The sequence below is a fragment of the Leptospira interrogans genome, from assembly GCF_900156205.1.
Classification (GTDB): domain Bacteria; phylum Spirochaetota; class Leptospiria; order Leptospirales; family Leptospiraceae; genus Leptospira; species Leptospira interrogans.
On sequence record NZ_FTNA01000001.1, the window covers coordinates 52,710 to 77,028 of the forward strand.

Sequence of the window (24,319 nt, forward strand, 5' to 3'; positions counted from 1 at the left end):
GCGATTTCTATTAAATGCTTGTAATCAATGATTTTAATAAAATATAATTAGAACGCTCGTTCTGTCCCGTATAAGTTAAAAGTTGGAAAACTCCCTTGACCCGAAATTCGAACAAAATACTTTAGCCGCAGAGAACCCGAATAGGAAAGAATTATGATCGATTTAAAAGGAAAAAACGCCGTAGTTACCGGAGCCGCTCGTGGGATCGGAAAGTCAACGGCTTTAACTCTTGCAAAAGCAGGAGCAAATTTAGTAATCGCGGACTTAAACGAAGAATCTAGTAAAGCGACCGCAGATGAAATTTCAAAACAGACTGGTGTAAAGGCGATTGGAATCGGAACGAACGTCTCGGATGTAGATTCTGCAGCAAAGGCAATTCAAGCGTGTGTAGATGAATTTGGATCTGTAGACATCCTTGTAAATAACGCAGGTATTACAAAAGACACTCTTCTTATGAGAATGAAAAAGGAGCAGTGGGATGCTGTAATTGCTGTAAATCTCACCGGGACCTTCAATTGTACACAGGCCGCTATTAAGTTTATGATGAAAAATCCAAATGGAGGATCTATTATCAATCTATCATCCATTGCTGGGGTAAACGGAAACATAGGACAGACAAATTATTCTGCATCTAAAGCAGGAGTCATTGGTTTTATAAAAGCGGTTGCATTGGAAATGGCTTCTCGCAAGGTTCGTTGTAATGCAATTGCACCCGGCTTTATCGCTACTGAAATGACGGACGCGATTCCTGAAAAGATTAGGACTGCTATGGTTGCGGCGATTCCTTTAAAAAGGGCGGGACAACCGGAAGATATTGCTAACACAATCGCATTTTTGGCTTCCGATATTTCTTCTTTTATCACTGGTCAAGTGATTGAAGTGAATGGTGGAGGTTTCTTACCAGGAGCAACCGCCTAAGAATCTAAAGTTTTAAACGATTCTTTCATTCTAAAAGGATGAAAGAATCTCAACTTTTGTATTTCCTTTAATTTGTTCGAAAAAAATCTAATTCTAGTTTGATCTTATTCTATTTTCTTTAAAGAAAAACCTTTTTTCCTTTTTAGGTTTTTTCTTTTTTGGAATAGGATAAAGAATCATTTTGGAAAAATACAATTTAATATAAGAATTTTAAAAATTTAAACTTTCATTTGCGAAATGTTTTTTTCTTAAAGTCTCAATTGTACGGAAACATTTTATGAATCTTTTTCTACGTTACATTCAATTTGATCAAAACCAATTTGAAAAACAAAAACGAATCATTAATTTAAAGGAGTTTTTTTCTAAAAAAAAGTATATTGGCTTGCCAAATATTTTCGGAATTAAATCTATAAAATTCGGTGGATTTTATATCCGCCTGTCTAAATCTAACAAAAAATCATCATACCACCTAAATGTGGTACGGAGGAAACAATGGCAGACTTTGAAAAGGTTAAATCTATTATCGTAGAACAACTTGGCGTGGATGAATCTGAAGTTACACCTGAGGCTCACTTCATCGATGACCTCGGTGCAGACTCTTTGGATACGGTTGAATTAGTAATGGCTCTCGAAGAAGAATTCGGAATCGAAATCTCCGACGAAGATGCTGAAAAAATTCAAACTGTCGGGGATGTAACTAAGTTCATCGACAACCTCAAGTCCTAATCGTTTGAGATTTTCCGGGTTCTTCACGGAACTCGGAATTCTTTTTCCTTCCTTTGAGCTTTAAAAAAGCACAATCTCATTTTTTTCTTAAAAACCCGGAAAGGGTTCGTAGTCTTCAAAAACTTTCCAAAAAGATTGGAATCAAGTTTTCAAAAGTAGAATATTATAATACTGCATTTATTCATAGTTCTTATAAAAACGAGAACCAGGAAATTTTAGAAGATAACGAACGTCTTGAATTTTTAGGTGATTCGGTTTTGGGTCTTGTAGCCGCTCGTTCTCTTTTTCGGAAGTATCCTAAAGCAAATGAAGGAGAATTGTCTCGTATCAAATCTAGAATCGTTTCTACCCCAATCTTAAATTCGATCTCTGAAAAATTGGAACTTTCTGAATATCTTCTTTTAGGAAAGGGTGAAAAAAATTCTCTCGGGAAAGGAAGACGTAAACTTTCCGCAAATCTTTTTGAATCTCTTGTAGGTGCAATTTATTTGGACCAAGGTTTTGAGATCGCCGAAAAATTTATCCTTAGGCATTTATCTGAATTTGTCGAAAACCCTGAAAAAGAGGAATCTGTTAGAGATTATAAAACTCAACTTCAAGAATATTCTCAAAAACATTTTAAGATTCTTCCTATATACAGAACCAAATCGGAATCAGGTCCAGATCATGCCAAAACGTTTCAGGTAGTAGTTCGAATTCGGGATCAATGGGAAGCGAGCGGTTCCGGGGTGAGTAAAAAATCTGCCGAACAAAATGCCGCCAAGGAACTTTATAATAGGATCCGAAAAAAAACTTAGTTTGTGGTAGTTCCCACATTTTTGGAAATGGATTCTGTAGAATTAAGATTTGTATGAGTTCCCACAAAACGTCGTGCTGTATGATTTACAATTTTAGCATTTTGTTGTTATTATAGTTTTTGTGGTAGTTCCCACACTCCGCTTTTTTACGGATAAATTGAGGTCGAATTCACGTTCTCAAATAAAGAAAACTTCTAATAAAATGAGTTTTGATTGATGAAGGCCGTAAAACAGCGATTTTACGCGCAAAATTAAGGTTCTAGAATAGATTTCTGGCAAGTTAAGATAGCGTGGTCTTGCATAATAGGAATGAGAAAGAATTTTCTAAAAGTATGAGCTCTTACAATTTTAGAATTTGTTCGTAAAATCGTGATTTGTGGTAGTTCCCACATCAAAACCGGATTCGCCCAGATTTTCTTACGACGAACTCACGTTAAGTAAGAAAACCAGTTTTTCCAAATCAAGATTTCTCGGATCAAAGGACGACAATTTAAATAGAATGGATTTTTTCTTTAAAAAAAGGGACTGCGTGTTAGAGTCGCGGCTCTGATTGAAAATTCTCAAAACGAAGTTCTACTCATTCAGCAAAAGAAAAAAGATTCCTACTACTGGCTTTTACCAGGAGGTGGGATCGAATTTGGAGAAAGTGCAGAAGATGCTCTCAAAAGAGAACTTAAAGAAGAACTTTCTCTTGAAATGAAATCGGCTTCTTTTTTACTTTTAAATGAATCCATAGAACCCGGCGGAAAGAGACATCTCATTCAACTCGTTTTTTCTGTGAACGTCAGAAAGGAAGTTCCGGAACTCAATTTGAATGAAAAGGCGATTACAGGTTTCGGTTATTTTTCTTCGGCGGCAATTCGTGAAATGGATCTTAGGCCAGACATTAAATCCTTCCTTTTAGAAGGTGATTTTAAATCTGCGCCATTTATCAAAAGTATCTGGGTATCAGAAAAAAAATGAGTCTTATCGAAACCGTTCCAGTAAATACGGAACACAAGTCCGTTCCGGTTCATCTCCATTCGAATCTTTCCGGTTTGTCAGAAGAGATTGCAAAACTTCCAGGAGTCACTTCCGTTTTTTTAATCACGGAAAAATCGATTCATTCTATCTATTCCAAATATTTAGAAAGGGAACTATCTTCTCTTCCCATCAAAACGATTTATATCAAAGGAGGAGAAAAATCCAAACATATCAATCGAACCGGAGAAGTATATAATCAACTTATTGAATATGGTGCAGATCGTAAGTCTTTGATTCTTGCATTTGGAGGCGGAGTTGTGGGGGACTTTGCTGGTTTTATCGCTTCTACTTATTTGAGGGGAATTCGATTTGTTCAAATTCCTACAACTCTACTTGCGTGTGTGGATTCTTCTGTAGGTGGAAAAGTTGCGGTGAATGCGGATTTCGGAAAGAATATGATCGGTTCCTTTTATCAACCAGAGTTTGTGTTTGCTCCTTTATCTGTTTTGTCCACTCTTCCAGATCGGGAATGGAAATGTGGTCAAGCTGAAATTATCAAACATTCACTTCTTTCTGGAGGAGAATATTGGGAAAAGGTAAAGACTCATTCATTCAAAGATTTGAATGTAGATTCTACGATTCTTCCTTATCTAATCGCTGAGTCGGTTCGTTTTAAAGCAAACGTAGTTTCAAGCGACGAAAAAGAAACCGGACTTCGTAAAATTTTGAATTTAGGACATACTACGGCTCATGCAATTGAATCCGTTACGAAATATAAAAAATATTCCCATGGAGAAGCAGTTGCGATTGGTCTTGTTACGGCGTTATTATTAAGCGAACAACATTCTGAACTCGATCCTGTCACTACAAAAGAAACAATAGAATCTCTAAAAAATTACGGGCTTCCATTTCAGACGAAATTAAAATCTAAACAACTTGCCAAACATATGCTTCACGATAAAAAAAATGTGGGCGGCTCGATTCGTTTTGTTCTTTTGAAAAGCCCGGGTTCTCCCATTTTTGATATTCCCATAAATTCAGAAGATATTATATTAGCAATTCATAAACAAAAAGGCATTTAATGGAATTTGTAATCAATTTTTTTCAGGGTATCAATCCATTTGTTCTTTTGAAAACCAAAGAAAGAAGCCTTTCCGAAGAATTAATTTTAATCGTTTATTTTATTATTTTTTTGATTCTTTCTTATAAAGTTATCATAGTAATTCTCGATTTTTTCAAACCCACGGTAGACGTTACTTCTCGTTATAACCGCAGAAAAATGGCCCGAATGTCCTTTGTGGTTTTGGGTTTGGTAATTCTTTTACCGGTAGTTTTTTCGGGTCTTTCTTATCTTCCGACCGTGATGGGTTTGGCCGGAGCCGGTATCGTCATTTCTTTAAAAGATATTACGCTTAACTTTGTAGGTTGGTTTTTTATTCACGGAAGCAACGGTTTTGAAGTGGGGGATCGTATAGAAATCGAAGGAGTGCGAGGGGACGTTATCAATATTGGGATGAATCGTTTCACTTTGATGGAAATTTCTTCCGATCCTAAATCGGATCAATCTACGAACCGTCTGGTTCACTTTCCGAATCATTTTGTGATACTACGCCAGGTGATTGTCGTAAAAGACAAGATGAATTACGTATGGGACGAGATGAGGATTAAAATTCCATATGATTCTGATTTTGAAAAAGCAGAAGAACTTTTAAACGGAATCATCCGTAACAATGCGATTATAGACCAAGGAACGATTGATTATACTCTTCAGGAACTTTCTAAGAATTATCTGGTGCGTCTCGGTAAAACGTCTCCGATCGTTTATCTTTCTTTAGAAGAGGGTGGTATCCTTTTTTCCTTACGATATTTAACTCACGTTAGGGGAAGAAGAGATATGAAAACTAAAATTTCTCACCAGATTTTAAAAGAATTTAAACAGTTTCCAGGAATTAGAATTTTATAATGTATTTATTGATTAATTTTTTATAAATCTGGATAATATAGAACATCTAAAATTCGAGGTTGAAATAGGAATGATCTTAAAACTCCTAGAGTTTATATCGAAAGAACGATTTCTGTAAAAGGATGTTCATAAAACGGTGATTTCACGCAGAAATTTGATCTTACTGATCCCAACGATTACCGTAAATTTTTACTTAGAAAGAACTGTTGAGTGCAAAAGATTAGATGTTTTGTTGTTGTAGAGTTTTGGGTAAATACTTTGTTTTTTGGATTTCTAAAAACTAAACTTGTTATCGGTAGGCCGACGATGCGATTTTTTTATTTCATTTTGATTTTTCCTTTTTTACAGTTTTGTGATTCTGAAATAGAATTTTCTATCCCTAAAAAAATCCGTGTAACTTTAATCAATCCTAAAAGTTATCAATTGGAGGATCGGCCTTACGAAAGGATACACACAGAGGATTCTCTCATTTGGAAATGGATTACGAAAGAAATTCCAAAATTAAAAAAAGGATGGAATTCTTATTATGTGACTCGTCCAAGCAAAGGAATTCTTATTGATTTTGATCATGGCAGAAGATTACAAATTTTGGATCATGGAGTGATTTATATAATTCCAGGGGAATCAGCTCTGTATCATGATTTTCAAAATGAAAAATTTCAAGAATTGTTAACATTGATAATTGAAACACAGAAAAAATAAGAGTATTTCAGTCTCTTTTGAAAGTTAAGAGTAGTTTCAAAACCTAAAAAATCAGTGGCAAAGTTCTTAACAAAATACTTCTAAGTTCCCGTAGGCAGATCACTTAGAATTTGCCCCAAAGCCCAAAGAATTTTATGTGATAATTCTTTAAAATTTTTAATAAAATGCAGTAGTTCCCACAAATTAGGTCATATTTGGCATTTCACGAGCAGTTCTAATCTCGTTAAATTTTTGTAGTAGTTCCCACATTTTTAGATTTTGGGGTAAACTCTTATTTCATGTAATCAAGTCTTTCTTCTAACCTATATATTAGTTGTTTATTTTGTTTTGGTCTTGATTAAAAAACTATCTGAGTTTTTAGAATGTTATCGTGGTCTATATGGGTTTCCACATTTAAGAATTATACAGACTATTTAAAGTTATCATACAAAAATGTTTAATAAAGGCTAACTTTCATTTTTGAGTCTATAAATTGAGATTGTTCTTACGTCCTTTTTTTAAAAAGAAGTATAATTATGATACAAGAACTTCAGCTTCGTGTGGTTCCAGAAGTCGCTGGCGAATATGAATTGCTCAAGACGTTCGTTTCTAAAACTTTAAAAATAGGAATACAAGAAATTTGGCATATCGAAATTTTGAGCCGTTCCATTGATGCAAGACAGAAAACGATTTATTTCAATTTGAAAGTTTTAGTTTTTATCGGAGAAAATTATGTAGAAAAACAAATTGCTCTTCCTGATTTTTCCGATGTGTCTAACGCGAAAGAAGTAATTGTAGTTGGTGCGGGGCCGGCGGGTCTTTTTGCTTGTCTTCAACTGATTCTTTCCGGTTTTAAACCGATTCTTTTAGAAAGAGGTAAGGATGTAATGAAACGCCCTTTCGATCTCAAAGAAGTTAATATTCATCATAACGTAAACGAAGACTCAAACTATTGTTTTGGAGAAGGTGGGGCAGGAACATACTCGGATGGTAAACTTTATACCAGATCTAAAAAAAGAGGGAATGTTCGTCAAATTTTAGAATGGCTCGTAGGTTTTGGAGCTAACAAAGATATTCTCGTAGAAGCTCATCCCCATATAGGAACCAATAAACTCCCCAAAATTGTAAAAAACATTCGAGAGAAAATTATAGAAACGGGCGGGGAAATCCATTTTGAAAAGAGGGTCACCGATTTATTGTTAAACGGAAATCAAATTCAAGGAGTGGTTACAAAAGACGGGGATAAAGTATATGCAAAAAATATAATTCTAGCTACGGGACATTCTGCAAGGGACATATTCGAATTACTCCATCAAAAAGGAATTGAACTTGAACTTAAACCAATTGCTGTAGGTGTTAGAGTAGAACATCAGCAATCTTTAATTGACTCTATTCAATATAAGTGTGAAGTGAAAAGCACCTATCTTCCTCCCTCTCCTTACAATATTGTTAAACAGGTAGATGGGAGAGGAGTGTACTCTTTTTGTATGTGTCCTGGGGGTGTAATTGCCGCCTGCGCGACAAAACCGGAGGAAATAGTCACAAATGGATGGTCTTCTTCTAAAAGGGCAAGACCTTCCGCAAATTCCGGAATCGTTGTAGAGTTAAAATCGGAAGATTTTAAACCTTTTGCTAAGTTTGGTCCTCTGGCTGCAATGGAGTTTCAAAAAGAGATCGAAAGAAAAGCTTGGGTTGCGGGTGGTCGTACACAAAAAGCTCCAGCACAGAAGCTTATGGATTTTGTTCAAGGTAAGTTATCTATCGATCTACCTAAGACTTCCTATACTCCTGGGATCACATCGGTTGTGTTAGGCGAAGTTCTTCCTCGTTTTGTTTATCAATCTTTGCAAAAAGGTTTTCAGGAATTTGATCGTTCTATGAAAGGTTATTTGACAAACGAAGCGGTTGTTCACGCTCCGGAGACTAGAACTTCTTCGCCCGTTTGTATTCCGAGAGATCCTAATTCCTTACAACACGTTCGAATTCAAGGACTTTATCCATGTGGAGAAGGTGCGGGTTACGCGGGTGGAATCGTTTCTGCGGCAATGGACGGAATTAGATCTGCGCATGCTTGCGTGTCTTCGATGATTTGATCGGATCTCGGAAACAATCAATAGGATATAGAAAATTCTATCATCAATCATGGGACCAAAAGAAAATATACTGAAACAGCTCGAAGAGCTCTCCGTTTCTAACTTCGAGCACTTAAACGGAGATTTGCTTTCCCACCTATTGGGAACCTTTCAAATCTTGGAAGAATGGGGTTCTCCCGAATTTCTATGTTATGCAGGGCTTTTTCATGCTGTTTATGGGACCTTCGCTTATCAAAATCCAGTAGTTGGAACGAACGCAAGAAAGGAAATAGTCGGGATCATCGGAGAAAAAGCCGAAACGTTAGTCTATCTTTACGGCTCTTGCGACAGAACACATCTTTACGGACAATTTGGAAACACAAAATCCATCTTTCATAAGAATCGATTTACGGGCGAAATTACAACTCTTACAAGATCGATTCTCAACGATCTTTGTGAACTCACCGCGGCCAACGAATTACAATTGGCCCTTAGCGACAATTCTTTTCGAAATCGCTATGCTGCGGAGCTAAAGAATTTATTTAGTAGAATGAATCCGTATCTTTCGTCAAAGGCAGCAATCTTGTGCTCCTCCGTATTTTCGGCGTAATGCGAAAGGGATCGATGCGGGGTTAAGTTATTGGTATTTTATAAAAATTTAATCTGATTCTGGAATTTCACAATAACTTGACCAGAGCTGAGAGCCCGGTCCGGCTTGCCTGCGGTAAGCCGGATTCGCCAAGATTATTTACTTCAAACTCACGTTAAATAGAACTCCGTTTTTAGAAAGAACAATTTATATTAGAGTTGTTGAAAATTAATTCTCCATCTGTTTTCGTTGTATTGAAACGGTTTTGTTAATCTCCGCTATAGAATTTTCTACAACTCTATTTCTTAAAAGTAAGTTTTATATAATATTATAAATTCATAAATTGCTTATTAAGCTTTTCTAAATCTTGGATTAGATCTGTAGGTTTTGGTTGGATCGTTTTGGCGAGTTTCATTCCGTCATCTATTAGATCTAAAATCAGTTTTTTTTCAGCGATTGCACGCGCAGAAGGCATAGACTTTCTTTCATTTTTATAAATGGAAGCCTTTTCATCGATGATAGAAATGATTTTATTCAAAGCGTGAATTTTTGCCTGTTCTTCTCCCATAAAAATCCTCCGTCTTTATTGAAAGTTTAATGAGTTTGAAATTCTGGAAAAGCTTATTTTTGAAAGTGTTTTCGCAAAATCGCCGTTAGAGTTTCTTTTTCTTGCCATAAAAGTAGTGTACATATAACCGCATTTCCCAGCGCTAGAAAAAAAAGAAATCCCCCGTCGTTTTCTTGTTCAATTCCGATTACAAATACATGGGAGAGAATTGCGCCGAGCATAAGACCCAACCCAAGTAAAGAACCCAACCAACTCCAACCGGGTATAAACAAAAGAATTGAAACGATCAATTCTAAAATTCCCGTTCCGATTCTTCCCCATGGCTCCATTCCGAGTTTGGAAAAAATCGCAACGGATTCTGGAGCTCCTGTAAATTTATAAAATAGGGTCTGCAGAAATATAAATGCTACGATGCCTCTTAAATATTTAAGTAATCGTTTTTTTAAAGAATCGATCTTAAACAAAAAAATTTCTCCTGAGATTCTTTGAAATTTTCGGATTCATTTTTAAAGGGTTACATTTATTGGTACATTTCTTCTATTTCTTTTTTATATTTATCCGTTACTACGTTTCGTTTGATTTTCATTGTTTGTGTTAATTCATCTCCAGGTTCAAACTTCTTATTTAGAATTCTAAAATTGGAAACTTTTTCAAAGTTCTTAAAACCGTTTTCGCTCGACACAAACGTTTTGATTTCGTTTTTAAAAAGTGCAACTATATCCAAGTCTCCATTTAAATTTTCTATTTCGTTTAACATTTTAGACTTGGATTCTTTTAGATATTTTTCTAAAATTTCTCTATCCGGAACGATCAAAGCTCCGAGTGTTTTTTGATCGTGACCAATTACCATCGCTTGTTGAATAAATCTACTCCGAACCAGAGCAAATTCGATTGGCTCGGGCTCTAAATTTTCTCCGCCTAAAAGTACAATTGTGTCTTTGGCTCTCCCGGAATATTTTAATTCTCCTGAAGTTGTCCAAGTTAAAAGATCTCCCGAGTTCAACCATCCATCTGAACTCAAAATCTCTTTCGTTTTTTCGGGTTCTTTGTAGTAACCCTTCATCACGTGATCTCCCTTATGCCAAGCAATTCCTTTAATTCCTGGTTTAGTGATTTCATTTCCTTTTTCGTCCATTAATTTGATTTGAACTCCTGGAATACAACGACCTAGAGTTCCCACTGTAATTTCTCCTAAAATTCTCCTTGTAGAAATACCAGATAACTCTGTCATTCCGTAACCTTCTAAAATTGGAATTCCAATCGCGTTAAAAAATGTGTCTATGTACTGAGGTAAGGCCCCAGCCCCGGAAAGTGCAAATTTTAATTCTCCGCCTAATCCTTGTTTGATTTTATTGAAAGCGAGTTGTGAAATCTGATTCGGAATCCAAAGAAGGATCACAATCCAAAATGAAATTAATTTTTGCCATAAAGAAGCAAATGTAGATTGTTCCGTTAAAGAATATTCCAAATTTTGCAACCTAGAAAGATGTTTATAATACGTAATTGCAATCTCCTTAAATGCTCCAAATAAAGCTTGTTGAACTGGAGAAGAATTTCTTACTTTATCATGAATCTTGTTGTAAAGACTTTCCCAAACTCTAGGAACCGAAAGTAACAATGTAGGTTTAATATCCGCAAGATCTTGACTTAAACTAGAAATAGAAGTGAAGGCTTCTGCTCCTCCTGCACGGATACAAACGGTTTCCACAAGTCTTTCCGCAATATGCCAAGGAGGAAGATACGCCATACTTCTGTCGGTTGGATATACGTTTAGATCTTCTCCTTGTAAGGCGCTGTCTACGTTAAATACTATGTTTTTGTGAGTCAACATTACACCTTTGGGTTTTCCCGTGGTGCCTGATGTATAGACGATCGTAGCCAAATCTTCTTCCCGGATTGCCGACCCTCTTTTATGGAACTCATCCTTTCCTTTGTTTTGTATCCAAGTTTTGCCTTTTTCAATTAAGTCGTTTAACAATATGATTTCAAAAGATTTTGTATCTTCAAGTGTTCCTTTTTGATCAAATAAAATAATTTTTTTGAGATGAGGAAATTCGGATTTTTGACTTAGAACTTTTTTTAAAGCGGTTTCGTTTTCTAAAAAAGTGATAGAACATTCAGCGTGATTGAGAATATAACGAAGATCATCCGAGGTAGAATCTGTTCCTCTCGGTACATCCGCACAACCTATATTTGTGATTCCCATACTACACCAAAGCCAGCGAGCTCCCGAGTCTGCGATCAAACCGATCGGAGTCCCTGGTTCTATACCTAAAGAGATCAATCCGCAGCCAATTTGTTGTACTGTTTCATAAAGGTTTTTGAAACTATTTGCCTGATAATTTTTACCGTCCGGTTTATAGTATTGTGCGGTCGAATCTGCAAAAGTTTCCGCAGAAGCTTTCATAACGTTGTATAGGGTTTTGGATTGAATTTTTGGAATGGTGGCGGTTTTCATAGCGGAGAGAACTTTATGAAAACCTTGAATTCAGTCGAGAAAATTTTTGAATCTAAATTCATTCCTAAATAAAAAATCGAATTTACCGTTTTTTAAAATTCTTTATACTGAAATATCCGTTTTGAGACTTACACGTTAGGTCTCTCAACAAGGATGTCCCAGTGGCTACAGATCAGATTGAATCGAAAGAATCGCAAACATCATCTTTTCTAAGGAAAATCAGAAATCAACTCAAGTGGATTGGCCATTTTAGGAATCTTTTTTATTTAGGAATTCGAGCCAAACTTGCCATTTTTACGGGAACTTTGATTGCGTTTACGGTTATGATTCTTACCGCGATCGACGTTCATCAACAAACCGAAATTCTTACACAGAGTTATGAAAAGGAAGCTTCTATTTCCAGACATTATATTTCCGGTTTAGTACTCGAATTGGAAAATCTTTCCAACAGTTTGATTCGTGTGGAATCGTTTCGAGAAAAGGTCAAACGTCAAAGTCAAGCTCTACGTAAATATAGAACAAAAATAGTCACTCAAGAAACAAAAGAACTTAATCTTTTCGGATTTAAAACGAAACTTTTTGGAGTTTTAGGAAAAGAACGTAAGTCATCCATTAAAGAAACATACTATTCTGTTTATCTTTCTAAAGCGGATATAGACGAACTCGAAAAAAATACTAAAATTTTATTAAAAGACCCAAATGGTCTTGCTATTTCGGATGAAACGTATTCTAAACTCAAAAATATCGCTCATCAAGTTGTTGTTTTAGAAGCGGATTTAAATGAGCAAAAACAAAAATTGGAGGAATTGCGTGTTTCAGAAAAAACTTCCGAAAAAGAAAAACAGAATTTAGAACAGGAAATGAATCACTTAAAAAAAGGAATCGAAAAAACTAGAAACCAACTGGATCAATCTATTTTAGAACTTTCACTTCCTAAACAACATAAAAAGATAGAAGAACTTGGACTCAACATGTCCCAATATAGAATTCAGACTTTTCCTGTGGTTTTCAATCAAAGCAGAGAAAATCTGATTCCTTCTTTTGATACGAAAATTTTTAAACCAGAAGCTTCAATTAATTCTAATATATTTTTAAACGATATAGACATAAGTCTGAAGGATTCAATTTCAAAAATTATTTCCTTGGATTTTTCACAAGATACAAACAAAAATTCGTACACAATTGGTAAGATGGAGCTACAAGTATTGTATTCTCCAATTTTTAAAAATCAAAATTCTACACAACGAGCGGATCGACTTAAAAAAGAATTACCGGATTTTGCAAAACGTTATCTGCAACAGGACGCGAATATTGCTCTCAAGGTTCGAGAGCTTGTGATCCCTTTGAAAAAAAGAGTACAGGAATTAAAAGAAAAAAAACCTCCAATTCCTCCTTTTAGAGATAAAACTTTCAACGATCTCTACGCTCGTTATTCTAAACTAATTGAGGAAAGACAAACTGTATTTGAAACGTTTAGAAACGAATATTCCGAAGATAAAAAAAGTCTTAAAGAAACATCACAAAAATTGAATGTATCTAAGCGAGCTCGTTCTGTCAAAACGAAGGTTTTCTTTCCGATTCAAAACGAAAATGATGTGCTTATAGACGCATTAGGTGAACTTAGAAACGCAGGACTCGAAGATCTGATTGTATTACGGTTTAGTCAAAATTTCGGAAATTATTCTGATTATCTAAAGTATCCAAAGGAACAGAATTTATCCAAGGAAAGATGGAAGTCTATCCGTGAATGGATTTATTCCGGTAGAAGTGAAACTCCGACTCCTCAACTTAAAAAATTAATTTCTTATGGGATTGTTTCACATTCAAGAGCAGAAGCAGAAGAAATTCTTTGGAGCTTAGATTCTAAACCTCTTTTTGTAGAATCTGGAGACGATGTAAGTTCGGCGATATTATCCGCAAATCTTTCCGGAATTTCAAGAACCATAGTGGATCGCACAGAAGGATTAGAGACAATTCAGAAAAATAAAAATTCGGCGGTTGCCACTGCTTTACTAATTTGTGTAGCCTCTCTTATATTTGCGATTTTAATATCTGGTTTTGTGGTTCAAAAAATCAAGCGGATCATATTTCACGCAAAAGCAGTAGGTCAAGGAAATTTGGAAGTTCAATTTGAACAAGGTGGTAAGGACGAACTTGGAACTCTTACGATAGCTCTAAATTCTATGGTCACTGGTTTAAAGGAAAGAGAAAAAATCAAAAATATATTAGGGACAATGATTGATCCAGTGGTAGTCAAAGAAGCGATGGTAGACCTGGCGGCTCTCAAACGCGGAAGTGAAAAAAGAATTACCGCTTTTTTTTCGGATGTAGCAAATTTTTCGAATATTAGCGAAAAGTTAACTTCGATCGAATTGGCTTCTTTGTTAAACGAATATCTTTCGGCTATGACACTGATCTTAAAAAAACACGAAGGAGTTTTGGATAAATATATTGGAGACGCCATCGTGGGGATATTCAATGCTCCCGTGGAAGTGGATGAGCACTGTATTAAGGCGGCGCGTGCTGCAGTTGAGATGATTGAAACCCTTGAAAGACTCAGACAGGAATGGAAAGCAAAAAAGGTTTATATTGTAGAAGCCCAAGAAATGCAGATCAGAATCGGACTTAACACGGGTCTTGCAAAAGTGGGTTTTATGGGAACCGATTCAATTTCGGCTTATACGATGATGGGAGATATGGTGAATCTTGCGGCAAGACTTGAAGCCGCGGGTAAAGATTATGGGGTTAGTATTTTAGTGAGTGAATCCGTTCAACGTGAAATCAAGGAAGAATTTTTTACTAGGCTTTTAGATGTGGTTCGAGTCAAAGGAAAAAACGAATCGGTTCAACTTTATGAACTCATTGGAAGAGCGGATAACGTATCTGAAAGACTAGAGGCCTCTGTATTAGAGTTTTCTAAGGGTTTTGAAGCATATCTCAACCGAGAATGGTCTTTGGCCCAGGAATTATTTGAAAGTTCGCAGATTACGAGAGGTGTTAAGGACAAGGCGGCAATCCTTTTGACTGAACGTTGTGAAGAATATAAACGAAATCCTCCGGAAAAAAATTGGGACGGAGTTTATACTAGAACTCATAAATGAAAAATCAGATCGATTTCTAAAAAAAGATTCAAAAAATAGAATATTTTTTAAGTTTTAAAAAAGAACACCAAATGCCGTCCAAAAAAAGGAAAAACATTTTGTTTGAGTGAATGAATGTTGAATCCAGAACTCCCAATTGGTTGAAGATTCAATTAAAATCGATTTCGCAAAAAAATTGTGAGATAAAAATCACCCCCATACACAGACGCTTACGTAATCGAAACTATTTCTTAGCAAATCTGATTCTTTTGATTTTTCGATTATACGTGCACCTCCTAAGATCAAGATGAAAGAAAATAGAAACGTATAATACGCGGTTAACAAAAATCCCAATAAACCGTAAGGAATAGAACCAAAACGATTTGCACCGGCTAAAAAAACCGACGAACGTTAATATTGTTCCCGGTGTATTTTCACCAAAGGCAATCGAGTCATCATTTCATTGGAATGGATCCAATGTGTTTGATTGGTTGCGAAATCGGTAGCACTAGGTAAGATCGAGTATGCTCCGCTAAACGGTGGCTAAGATGATCTTAGAAAAAAATAAAATGAAGGAATCAATCTGGGAGTCTCCCGATTTTAAAAAAAAGAGGCCATTCTACTATTTTTGTCTGAGTCGGACCCCAAGAATTTCGAATGTATTCTTCGACTAAAAGCACCGGATCGGATTCATTTTTTTGAATGTATTTTTGAACGCTGGACCAGGTTCTGAGGTAGCCCAATAATTGATCCACGTTCCATTCTTCTTTCATGCTAAAATGAGGAGGAACAATTTCTTCAAAGGGAAAAGGAATGGTTTTATATTTTTCCTCTACGTATTTTCTTTCCGAAGGCCAATACGGACCCACAATTTCTCCGTAGAGTTTATCAACAAGTCCATCGATTTCAGAAGAAATTGAATGTAGCCCGTAGCCCCAGATGGCAAGAATTCCTTTTTTCTTTCCGACTCGAATCACTTCTTTATAAAATGGGTTAAAATCAAACCAATGAAACGCCTGCGCGACCGTAATCAAATCTACTTCATGGTTTCCTAATGTAGAGTTTTCGGCTTTACAAACTCTATACTCGACGTTTTGGTGAGGTTCTGCGTTTACGATTTGATTTTCGCTAGGATCACTCGCTATTACTTTTTCGAAAAGTTCTCCTAGAGGAACCGCGGCTTGGCCGGTTCCAGTACCACAATCCCAGACTGTTTTACCGTGAGGGGACAGATTTTTGAGATAATAAAATAAATCCTTAGGATAACCGGGTCTAAATTCAGAATAAAAAGAAGAATGAGAAGAAAAATGATCTCTGAAACTCATATCCATAAATATTCAGAGATCATAATATAAAACTCAAGTCCGAATTTAAAAAGTATCGTCAGGATGTTTTTTAAATTCTTTTTGATTAATAAAAAGATACTGGTATTGAATTTGTTTTCCTTCTTTTGTTTTAGCTTGTATCATCATAGGAAGAAACGTGGACTTTCTGGAAAAGTCAGGAATTTTAACGGTGAAATCCGGAAATTGGGCTTCTGAAATCACGTTTTTACTTTTGATTTGAATACTTACCGATTCCGGTTGAACTCCTTCAAGATGAATTTTAAATTCCTGACCTGCTTTTACCCAGGAGCCGTCTTGGATAGAAATAGAAATTTTAGGAGGAGGGGCCATCGTCAAAATGGAATTAAATGCGGACTGAGATTGTCCCCAAGGAACTAAAGATCTATGGATATTATAAACGGGTGTTCCAGGAAGATTTTTTCCAGGATTTACCGTAAACGCCATTCTATAACCGATTGCTTTTGCTTCTTCGATTACTCTAGGATCAAAAAGGCCGAAAGGATAAGCGAGATCGATTACTTTTCTACCGGTTTTAGTTTCTAAAATTTGTTTGGATTCTAAAAGTTGTTTTCGAATTAAAGTGCGACTCATCGTTGGAAGTTTAGGATGGTATAACGTATGAGAGCCTAGATCTAAAACACCACTGTCCAAAGCGTTATTCAATTGATCCCAGGTCATGTAGTATTTTTTACCGGAAGAAATGATCGATGGATAAATAAATACAGAAGCGGTGAAACCGTATTTTTTTAGTAATGGAACTAAAATTTCCCAGTGTGTTTTAGAACCGTCGTCAAAAGTCAAAAGGATGGGTTTATCTGGAAAGTCGGAAGGTTTCTTGCCGTTGATATAAGAATAAAATTGATCTAAACGAACCGTTTGATAACCAGCGGCTTTCAAAAATTTAAACTGTTCTTCTAAAAGATTTGGATGCAGATTATAACCGCCCATAGGGCCGCCTTGAGGCGCGAGATGATGATAACAAAGAACTGGAACCCCGCCACCGGAAACGGATTCGGAAGCAGATTGAATCGTATAACTCGGAGTAGCTGGAGTGTCATCTTTGACTGTAGGGATTGCGTCTTCGTATTTTTTCTTTTTGGATTTAGAAATATCTTTAGAGATTTGTTCTGACTGATTTGTAATTTTAGAATTTTGATCCGATATTTTGGAAATTGTTGGTAAGTCTAAGTGTTTTTTTTCCTGAGGATTTTTTTTAGGAATCGTATCTTGAGAAGAAGTTGTAGTTTTTCTTTTTTTTTCGGGGTTAAGAAAATCTTCTACGGGAGAAGGAAAAATAATAGAAGGAACTAAAATACAAAGAATTATGTAATTGAACAAATGATTTCGCATAACGCGGAAAGTAAATTGTGATACTTTATAGTTTCGATTTCGAGTAATATAAAGGAAAATCAAAATTTTAAAATTAAAGCGAATTTTGGAAGTTGTTATTTGCATTCAGAGATCCAAGACAAGAATATTCGGTTAGTGTTTTATCTCACCCTTCTACGGCAAGCGATTCCCGGAGTAGAATTCCTGTTGTTTAAAAAACAAAGTGGAAAATAATTTCCGAATAAGTTTGGATGAACAAAAGAAGATAGCCCCGATCTTAAGACCGGGGACTAAAAGAGTTTCCGAAAGAAGAGAATTTTATTTCCCTTCTTTTTCCCGGATCAATCTCTTTAAGACCGATTCACTATGGGTGCAAAGTTTTAAGATGCCACCCTTTGCCGGTTTTTGTTTGTCGAGTCTTAGAAGTTCGGAAGCAAAGCGGAACTTCCTGCGTATATGATTCACTGCCGGGATAGAAGTTCTAAAGTTTTTTGCCAATTCATGATCGGTTAAACCTTTAGAGTTGAGATCAAAAAACTTCGCTAACTTGGTTTTATCCCAGACGATCTTTTGATCGGATCTGTAGTAATTGTGTTGTTCTAAACGTTTGCTATTACGTTCGTAAGAACCTTGATTTCTCTTCTTTCTCCAGAAGGGATGTCGGTTTCTTGCGTACTTAATATCGTCGATCGTATACCCCGTAGACGTAAGCCATTCGGATGTGATACTAGATTTTTTAGGACCGGTCAGTTTCGATTTGATGGATAACTCGATGTACTGCTCCGGTGTCGATGCTGAAAGTAGTTTCCGTTTTTCTTTTTCGTAGATTTCCATATTTTTTTACGCTCATTAAATTAGCCGAAGAATATAAACTCTTCAAACTTAAGAACAATACTTATCATAATATGGTTAACTTGAAAACATTTTTCCGAATTTGAAAAGAATTTCTCGAATGTATTTCTTGTTTTTAAAAATACACTGAAGTAATTCGACACTTACTAACGAAAACACATTTCTTATATAAATTCAAATTTGTATTTTAGAATATCGATGAAATCGTATAACAGTTGTTGACAGAAGATGGATTGTTTTTTGAAAGGGAAGTTGACTGATTTGTCGCCTAACAGTCGTCTGTTCTTGGCTTGTCAAAATGCAATTTTAGTAGACGTAAGTATTTATACTGAAAAAAAATAGGGCGTTTCTTTTACAGTTGTGCTCCTTGTCTTTCTCAAGTTTTGAGAAAACAAAATAGATTTGAAGGCCGTTATCTGTAATGTTGAAAGTTGTAATTTTGATTTGTTAATATTGAAATTTCTAATTTTTAGCTTTAAAGGTAAAAAAGAATGAATTTTTTCATCTAAATTTTAAAGAACTAAAAAACAATATAAGGTTGTATACTTTTTAGAAGTTCACCAAATTTGATATAACTTGTTTAGAAATTTAAAATAAAAAAGTGAGGTTTAATTTTAATATTAAAAAGCGGAGTTTCATTTGAGTATACGATTTAGAAAAATAGAATACAATATAGTAAAAAAATTTAAAATAGAGAATTCCAAAAATCAAAAAATACGTTAGAATAGTATATCATGATGGGAGAAAATATCTTTCCCCAAAAAGAAACAAATGCAGAAATCCAAAACGTATTATTGGATTTAGACGGAGTATTGTATACCGGCAATACTGCTCTTCCAGGTGCGTCTGAAGCGATTTCTTATTTAAAAAAGAATCATATACCTTATCTGTTTTTGACGAATACAACTACAAAATCGAGAAAAGAACTTTCAGAATTCTTAAATGATTTAGGGATTCCAGCAGAAGAAGAAAAAATTTTGAATTCACCTCGAGCTGCTGGAGAATACATTCGAGAAACAGGAAATCCAAAAACTTTTTTCGTTATCAAAAAAGAAATTCAAGATGATTTAAAAGAAATCAACTTAGAATCGAATACCCCCGAAGCGGTGTTAGTCGGAGATATAGGGAAAGAATGGAATTATCAAATTTTAAATGAGATTTTTCAAAAAGTAAAAAATGGAGCAAGATTGATTGCTCTTCATAAAGGTAAGTTTTGGCAGACAAAAGAAGGACTGATGTTAGACATAGGGGCTTTTGTATCTGGAATTGAATACGCGACGGGAATTAAAGCCGAAATTATAGGTAAACCTTCGGGGGCATTTTTTAATGCAGCTTTAAAAATGATTTCTGCGGAAGCTTCTCACACGATTATGATAGGAGACGATTTGGATTCCGACGTAGGAGGTGCACAAGCCTGTGGTATTCGGGGAGTTCTCGTAAAAACCGGGAAATATAGAGATGGAATATTAAAAAATTCAAATATACATCCTTATGCCGTATGGAACAATATAAGTTCTATAATTTCTTTTTTTCAAGCAATCTAAAAGCTTTTAAACCGGTTTTTCTAAACCAATTGCTTCTAAAAATTTAGCGGGTCGTTTTGAATTTAGGTTTAGAATTACCCAATCTGTACTCGCGTTACACGAAACCATTTGATTGCTCTGACAAATGATTTTTTGTTGAAATACCGCACGAGTAGCAGTTTTTAAAAATAGATCGGATTCGATCAAGATCGTTTCTGGATAATTGATTTCTCTTTTAAAATCTAGCTGAATTGAAAGAATCACCGGCCCAAAACTTTGAGTTTTTAGTTTTTCCATAGAAAAACCCCAATCTCGCATGGCTCTCATACGAGCCTCGTCTAGATAACCTTGAAAATTTTTATTATTCACATGGCTGTTTGGGTCCAATTCATCCCATCGAATTGCAATTTGTGTCGAATGTCCTTTTCTAATTTCAGTTAATTCTTCTGTTTTCATTCTGATTTCCTAATATTTAATATATTTTATGTAATTGAGTTTTATTTTTTTAGTAAACTTGTGCTTTAAAATTTTTTAAATCATTTTTGAGATAACTTTGAAACGGCCAAGTAAAATTATATCGCAAAATCACTGTTTTATGACTATTATGGAATGAAGTTGTTGTAAAATGAATACTCCGTCTGTTTCATGAAAACGGTCGGTGGAAGCAGTTTTGTTAATCTCTACCATGAAATTTTTCAACAATTCCAATATAAAAATCATATTACAGAAACTCTTTGATAGATTTTCTATGAACAGATAAGAAGTTTTCAAGATAAGATGGATCACCTGTAGCTTTTGCGATAAGCATTGCACCTCTCCAAGAAGATTCTAAAACTTGAATATGAATTGAAATTTCTTTAGAATAATTTTGTGGATTTAATAAAAGAGAATTTAAAATTCCTTTTGAGATAGAATTCAAAGAGAGTTTTAGTTTGTTCCTCAGTTTTTGTTGTTTTGGAGAAGAGTATTGAGAAAGTACATTGATTAGACAGGAAATACCATCTTGCAAAAATTTCTTTTCTAAGATTACTTTTTGTTCGTATAGATAGAATAATTTTTGTTTTCCTTTTTTCAGAGTTTGATCGTTCCAAAGGATTGCGTTTTGTGTATATTCTTCTAAAGCCTCGATTAAAAATTGATCTTTAGAAGAAAAATAATTATAAAAAGATCCTTTGGGGATTTTTGCCTTGTCTGCGATTTCTTGTATTCCAACGGTGGGACCGTTTTGTCGAATGAGATGGATTCCTATTTGAAGTATAGATTTTCTTATAGTTGCGGCTTGAGTTGCAGAAATTTTCATGTTTTTGAGTTAGAGCATTATTTGAGGGTTTCGAAATTTTTTATACTGGAATAAAGTTTACAATTCTAGAGTTTTGAAAATCTTTCTTTTTGCTGATAATTTTATAAGAGAATAACTTAATATTTGCACTCAAGCAAGTTTGTGTGATCAAGATTTGCGATATTCCTTATGGAGTTCTAAGTAAAAAACTAAATACGACTGGTCATATTAAATTTCAAGTAAAATTTATGAAATCACTTTAAAAAATAATTTAGGAGTTTAATGGTGAATTACGTAATTTAACGCGTAAAAGATCGATACGAGGGGAGCTCTTTCAAGCTCAGCGTCTCAATCCCTGGACTCAGTGTCTCACTTCTATGGTCTCACTCGACAGATCGCGTTCTAGATTAAAACTAAAGAAGATTGTTATATTATGTGTTCTGTATGCAATTGATTAATCAGAGTTGAGGCCCGGTCCGCTTTGCCACGGCAAGCTGGGATTTGCCCAGATTTTCTTATGTCGAACTCAGGTTAATTTATAAAATAGGACGTGTTCTATTTTACTCAAAACTAGTGAACAGAGTATCTAAATATATGTATTTTGTTGGAGTGGGTTTTTAAGTTAAAAATTTAAAATACTCAATTTTATAAGAAACACTAAGCCAAATGTAATCAATGAAAATCTGTAGGAACTACTCCAAATCTTGATTTTACAGAAAAATCCTTAAAATTGTAGGAACTCACATAAATTTAGAAGTAAAAGCGTTCGAAAGCACGTTCATTTTCTGGGTAAAAGTGCTCGAATCTGTAAAAAAATCTTGCGGATATCAAGATATCTTGATATCCTGTCCTTGGTGGAACAGCTCTTAGAAGCCAAAATTCATTCCGGAAATGGTCCCAAACAGATTCTTTCCGCACTCAAAGCGCTTTCGGATGAAACTAGAATTCGAATTCTACACATTTTATCTCTGTCTCCTTTGAATGTACAGGAAATTACAGAAGTTCTGAGAATGGGACAATCTAGAGTATCCCGACATCTCAAAATTTTGACCGACGCAGGTTTTTTAATTCCGGAAAGAGAAGGTTCTTGGGTATATTACCGGATTCCGGAAGAAAAAAAAGAACCCGATTTCGTTTCGGAAATCACCGAACTTCTTCTTTCGTATAAGGACGATCTTCCGTTTCGAACTCCGGATCAACTTCAGATTTCGGAAATTCTTTCCAGAAGAGATCAGAGAAACACATTCTATTTTAATAATGTAGCTCAGGATTGGGAATCGATCCAAAAGGATGTATTAGATCCTGCCATCTATCGTAAAAAAATTCTTTCCTATCTGCCGGATTCATCTTCGGTGATTTACGATCTCGGCTGCGGGCCGGGAGGTTTGATTCCTTATCTTCTTACCAAATCTGATCAGGTCATCGGAGTGGATTCTTCTCCTAAGATGGTGGAAGAAGCGCAGGTCGCGTTTGCCGGAAATTCTCACGTTTCTCTGATCCATTCTCAACTGGAGAACGTGGCTTCTTCCGCTACCTGGTCCGCGGACGCGGTGGTAGCTTCGATGGTACTGCATCACCTTTCCAATCCACCGGCGGTAATTCGCGAAATTTATAAAATTCTAAAGCCCGGCGGAGTGTTCTGTCTTGTGGACTTAAAAAAACACAATCAGGAATTCATGCGCGATAATTTCTCCGATCTCTGGCTGGGCTTCGACTATTCTCTTCTTCAGGATTGGCTGGAACTTTCGGGTTTCACCATTACGGCGCACGAAGAATTCGATACGGATAACGTTTTCAAAATTTTGATCATTCAAGCAACGAAAAAGGAGGACTAAAATGTCCGTAACAACACAGGAAAAAGATTTAAGCTATAAAGTAAAAGATCTCTCGCAAGCAGAATGGGGAAGACAAGAGATCATTCTGGCTGAAAAAGAAATGCCGGGTCTTATGGCTCTGAGACAGGAATACAAAGGAAAAAAACCTTTGGCTGGTGCAAGGATCGCCGGATCTCTTCACATGACTATTCAAACTGCGGTTCTAATCGAAACCCTGACGGAATTGGGAGCTGAAGTGAGATGGTCTTCTTGCAATATCTTTTCGACTCAAGATCACGCAGCTGCCGCAATTGCTAAGGCTGGGATTCCGGTCTTCGCTTGGAAAGGTGAAACCGAAGAAGAGTATTGGTGGTGTATTGAACAAACCATCTTTTTTGGAGACAAGGGACCAAACATGATTCTCGATGACGGAGGGGATCTCACTGCTTATATCCATGAAAAGTATCCTAAATTGTTAAGCGAAATCCGAGGTATCTCCGAAGAGACCACTACGGGCGTTAAGAGTCTTTACAAACTTCTCAAAAAAGGAGAATTAAAAGTTCCTGCTTTTAACGTAAACGATTCCGTTACTAAATCCAAATTTGACAATTTATACGGATGTCGTGAATCTCTCGCAGACGGAATCAAAAGAGCGACAGACGTTATGCTCGCTGGTAAAGTAGCTTTGGTCTGTGGTTTTGGAGACGTAGGTAAAGGTTCTGCAGCTTCTCTTCGTAACTTTGGTGCGAGAGTGATTGTAACTGAAATCGATCCAATCTGTGCTCTTCAAGCTTCTATGGAAGGATATCAGGTTCTTCGTGTAGAAGACATTATCGAACAAGTAGACATCGTAGTAACGGCAACGGGTAATGATGACATTATTACTTTAGAACATATGAAAGCGATGAAAGACGGAGCGATTCTCTGCAACATTGGACACTTCGACACAGAGATTCAAATGTCCAGATTGAACAACGAAAAAGGTGTAACTAAAAAAGAGATCAAACCTCAAGTAGACAAATACACTTTCCCAGACGGTAAATCTATCATTGTCCTTGCAGAAGGTCGTCTTGTAAATTTAGGTTGTGCTACCGGCCATCCTTCTTTTGTAATGTCTTGTTCGTTTACCAATCAGGTATTGGCTCAGATCGAACTTTACAACAACAAATACGAGTTAGGCGTTTACACTCTTCCGAAACATTTGGACGAGAAGGTGGCGGCTCTTCACCTCGAACAGTTGGGAGTTCGTTTAACAAAACTGAATCAAAAACAAGCGGACTATTTGGGGGTTCCTATCAACGGACCTTTTAAACCAGATCATTATAGATATTGATCTTAAACTTTTCCGAATGACGGGCTCT

The 24,319-nt window shown here is 35.8% G+C and carries 20 protein-coding genes and 1 pseudogene; 13 read left to right on the top strand and 8 right to left on the bottom strand.

Features of this window, described 5'->3' with window-relative positions; all coding sequences use genetic code 11:
- Positions 1 to 153 precede the first annotated feature (153 nt).
- From fabG to BW942_RS00310, 9 genes and pseudogenes are all read left to right on the top strand, one after another.
- Positions 154 to 918 (top strand): 3-oxoacyl-[acyl-carrier-protein] reductase, encoded by a 765-nt coding sequence (gene fabG, locus BW942_RS00260; protein WP_082279629.1) that lies wholly within the window; start codon positions 154 to 156, stop codon positions 916 to 918.
- A 492-nt stretch (positions 919 to 1,410) separates the two neighbouring features.
- Positions 1,411 to 1,644 (top strand): acyl carrier protein, encoded by a 234-nt coding sequence (gene acpP / locus BW942_RS00270; RefSeq protein ID WP_000753030.1) that lies wholly within the window; start codon positions 1,411 to 1,413, stop codon positions 1,642 to 1,644.
- 53 nt (positions 1,645 to 1,697) lie between these two features.
- Positions 1,698 to 2,441 (top strand): ribonuclease III, encoded by a 744-nt coding sequence (rnc, locus tag BW942_RS00275; RefSeq protein ID WP_000008630.1) that lies wholly within the window; start codon positions 1,698 to 1,700, stop codon positions 2,439 to 2,441.
- A gap of 499 nt (positions 2,442 to 2,940) precedes the next feature.
- Positions 2,941 to 3,404 (top strand): annotated as a pseudogene (locus BW942_RS00280) (NUDIX domain-containing protein).
- On the top strand, positions 3,401 to 4,486 hold the full coding sequence (aroB, locus tag BW942_RS00285; RefSeq protein WP_000052388.1) for a 3-dehydroquinate synthase: 1,086 nt from the start codon (positions 3,401 to 3,403) through the stop codon (positions 4,484 to 4,486). The pseudogene BW942_RS00280 and the gene aroB overlap by 4 nt, the downstream one beginning before the upstream one ends.
- A complete protein-coding gene (locus BW942_RS00290) occupies positions 4,486 to 5,367 on the top strand; it encodes a mechanosensitive ion channel domain-containing protein (RefSeq protein WP_000397489.1) in 882 nt (293 codons plus the stop codon). The genes aroB and BW942_RS00290 overlap by 1 nt, the downstream gene beginning before the upstream one ends.
- A gap of 210 nt (positions 5,368 to 5,577) precedes the next feature.
- A complete protein-coding gene (locus BW942_RS00295; RefSeq protein ID WP_001169618.1) occupies positions 5,578 to 6,069 on the top strand; it encodes a hypothetical protein in 492 nt (163 codons plus the stop codon).
- Positions 6,070 to 6,584: 515 nt separating this feature from the next.
- The gene (locus BW942_RS00305; protein ID WP_000613939.1) at positions 6,585 to 8,141 is read left to right on the top strand and encodes an NAD(P)/FAD-dependent oxidoreductase; all 1,557 of its coding nucleotides are present in this window, start codon (positions 6,585 to 6,587) and stop codon (positions 8,139 to 8,141) included.
- Positions 8,142 to 8,190: 49 nt separating this feature from the next.
- Positions 8,191 to 8,730 carry a DUF6817 domain-containing protein gene (locus BW942_RS00310; protein ID WP_000529035.1) on the top strand — a complete coding sequence of 180 codons (540 nt, stop codon included), beginning with the start codon at positions 8,191 to 8,193 and terminating at the stop codon, positions 8,728 to 8,730.
- Between the two features lie 307 nt (positions 8,731 to 9,037).
- On the opposite strand, the gene BW942_RS00315 is transcribed toward BW942_RS00310, so the two are convergent.
- Genes BW942_RS00315 through BW942_RS00325 form a run of 3 tightly spaced genes read right to left on the bottom strand, consistent with a single transcriptional unit; the run spans position 9,038 to position 11,735 of the window.
- Positions 9,038 to 9,277, bottom strand: a complete 240-nt coding sequence (locus BW942_RS00315; RefSeq protein ID WP_000503525.1) for a hypothetical protein — start codon at positions 9,275 to 9,277, stop codon at positions 9,038 to 9,040.
- Between the two features lie 53 nt (positions 9,278 to 9,330).
- Positions 9,331 to 9,741 (bottom strand): DoxX family protein, encoded by a 411-nt coding sequence (locus BW942_RS00320; protein ID WP_000472569.1) that lies wholly within the window; start codon positions 9,739 to 9,741, stop codon positions 9,331 to 9,333.
- 56 nt (positions 9,742 to 9,797) lie between these two features.
- Complete coding sequence (locus BW942_RS00325; RefSeq protein ID WP_000845063.1) at positions 9,798 to 11,735, bottom strand: long-chain fatty acid--CoA ligase; 1,938 nt, start codon at positions 11,733 to 11,735, stop codon at positions 9,798 to 9,800.
- A 161-nt stretch (positions 11,736 to 11,896) separates the two neighbouring features.
- Between BW942_RS00325 and BW942_RS00330 the strand changes: the two genes are divergently transcribed.
- Positions 11,897 to 14,836, top strand: a complete 2,940-nt coding sequence (locus BW942_RS00330; protein WP_000179795.1) for an adenylate/guanylate cyclase domain-containing protein — start codon at positions 11,897 to 11,899, stop codon at positions 14,834 to 14,836.
- 557 nt (positions 14,837 to 15,393) lie between these two features.
- Here the strand turns inward: BW942_RS00330 and BW942_RS00335 are convergent.
- The 3 genes from BW942_RS00335 to BW942_RS00345 all read right to left on the bottom strand — a co-directional run bounded on the left by BW942_RS00335 (position 15,394) and on the right by BW942_RS00345 (position 18,324).
- Positions 15,394 to 16,146 carry a class I SAM-dependent methyltransferase gene (locus tag BW942_RS00335; RefSeq protein ID WP_000367570.1) on the bottom strand — a complete coding sequence of 251 codons (753 nt, stop codon included), beginning with the start codon at positions 16,144 to 16,146 and terminating at the stop codon, positions 15,394 to 15,396.
- A 39-nt stretch (positions 16,147 to 16,185) separates the two neighbouring features.
- On the bottom strand, positions 16,186 to 17,511 hold the full coding sequence (locus BW942_RS00340; RefSeq protein ID WP_001244016.1) for a polysaccharide deacetylase family protein: 1,326 nt from the start codon (positions 17,509 to 17,511) through the stop codon (positions 16,186 to 16,188).
- A gap of 297 nt (positions 17,512 to 17,808) precedes the next feature.
- Positions 17,809 to 18,324, bottom strand: coding sequence for an LB099 family protein (locus BW942_RS00345; protein ID WP_000409183.1), 516 nt, complete (start codon positions 18,322 to 18,324; stop codon positions 17,809 to 17,811).
- Positions 18,325 to 19,076: 752 nt separating this feature from the next.
- Between BW942_RS00345 and BW942_RS00350 the strand changes: the two genes are divergently transcribed.
- Positions 19,077 to 19,886: a TIGR01458 family HAD-type hydrolase gene (locus BW942_RS00350; protein WP_000971812.1), complete on the top strand. Its 810-nt coding sequence runs from the start codon at positions 19,077 to 19,079 to the stop codon at positions 19,884 to 19,886.
- 6 nt (positions 19,887 to 19,892) lie between these two features.
- Here BW942_RS00350 and BW942_RS00355 read toward each other — a convergent pair whose 3' ends face one another.
- Together BW942_RS00355 and BW942_RS00360 are read right to left on the bottom strand one after the other, a co-directional pair.
- A complete protein-coding gene (locus tag BW942_RS00355) occupies positions 19,893 to 20,321 on the bottom strand; it encodes an acyl-CoA thioesterase (RefSeq protein ID WP_000845498.1) in 429 nt (142 codons plus the stop codon).
- 265 nt (positions 20,322 to 20,586) lie between these two features.
- The gene (locus BW942_RS00360; protein WP_000702836.1) at positions 20,587 to 21,165 is read right to left on the bottom strand and encodes a TetR/AcrR family transcriptional regulator; all 579 of its coding nucleotides are present in this window, start codon (positions 21,163 to 21,165) and stop codon (positions 20,587 to 20,589) included.
- Positions 21,166 to 21,995: 830 nt separating this feature from the next.
- Between BW942_RS00360 and BW942_RS00365 the strand changes: the two genes are divergently transcribed.
- Together BW942_RS00365 and ahcY are read left to right on the top strand one after the other, a co-directional pair.
- Positions 21,996 to 22,979 (top strand): ArsR/SmtB family transcription factor, encoded by a 984-nt coding sequence (locus BW942_RS00365; RefSeq protein WP_000230180.1) that lies wholly within the window; start codon positions 21,996 to 21,998, stop codon positions 22,977 to 22,979.
- 1 nt (position 22,980) lies between these two features.
- Complete coding sequence (ahcY, locus tag BW942_RS00370; RefSeq protein WP_000117570.1) at positions 22,981 to 24,291, top strand: adenosylhomocysteinase; 1,311 nt, start codon at positions 22,981 to 22,983, stop codon at positions 24,289 to 24,291.
- The last annotated feature ends 28 nt before the right edge of the window (positions 24,292 to 24,319 follow it).

What these genes read in the sequence shown, in the direction of transcription:
- fabG (WP_082279629.1), top strand. Translation starts at nt 154, where the DNA reads ATGATCGATTTAAAAGGAAAAAACGCCGTAGTTACCGGAGCCGCTCGT.
- acpP (WP_000753030.1), top strand. Translation starts at nt 1,411, where the DNA reads ATGGCAGACTTTGAAAAGGTTAAATCTATTATCGTAGAACAACTTGGC.
- aroB (WP_000052388.1), top strand. Translation starts at nt 3,401, where the DNA reads ATGAGTCTTATCGAAACCGTTCCAGTAAATACGGAACACAAGTCCGTT.
- BW942_RS00290 (WP_000397489.1), top strand. Translation starts at nt 4,486, where the DNA reads ATGGAATTTGTAATCAATTTTTTTCAGGGTATCAATCCATTTGTTCTT.
- BW942_RS00305 (WP_000613939.1), top strand. Translation starts at nt 6,585, where the DNA reads ATGATACAAGAACTTCAGCTTCGTGTGGTTCCAGAAGTCGCTGGCGAA.
- BW942_RS00310 (WP_000529035.1), top strand. Translation starts at nt 8,191, where the DNA reads ATGGGACCAAAAGAAAATATACTGAAACAGCTCGAAGAGCTCTCCGTT.
- BW942_RS00315 (WP_000503525.1), bottom strand. Translation starts at nt 9,277, where the DNA reads ATGGGAGAAGAACAGGCAAAAATTCACGCTTTGAATAAAATCATTTCT.
- BW942_RS00325 (WP_000845063.1), bottom strand. Translation starts at nt 11,735, where the DNA reads ATGAAAACCGCCACCATTCCAAAAATTCAATCCAAAACCCTATACAAC.
- BW942_RS00335 (WP_000367570.1), bottom strand. Translation starts at nt 16,146, where the DNA reads ATGGATATGAGTTTCAGAGATCATTTTTCTTCTCATTCTTCTTTTTAT.
- BW942_RS00340 (WP_001244016.1), bottom strand. Translation starts at nt 17,511, where the DNA reads ATGCGAAATCATTTGTTCAATTACATAATTCTTTGTATTTTAGTTCCT.
- BW942_RS00345 (WP_000409183.1), bottom strand. Translation starts at nt 18,324, where the DNA reads ATGGAAATCTACGAAAAAGAAAAACGGAAACTACTTTCAGCATCGACA.
- BW942_RS00350 (WP_000971812.1), top strand. Translation starts at nt 19,077, where the DNA reads ATGATGGGAGAAAATATCTTTCCCCAAAAAGAAACAAATGCAGAAATC.
- BW942_RS00355 (WP_000845498.1), bottom strand. Translation starts at nt 20,321, where the DNA reads ATGAAAACAGAAGAATTAACTGAAATTAGAAAAGGACATTCGACACAA.
- BW942_RS00360 (WP_000702836.1), bottom strand. Translation starts at nt 21,165, where the DNA reads ATGAAAATTTCTGCAACTCAAGCCGCAACTATAAGAAAATCTATACTT.
- ahcY (WP_000117570.1), top strand. Translation starts at nt 22,981, where the DNA reads ATGTCCGTAACAACACAGGAAAAAGATTTAAGCTATAAAGTAAAAGAT.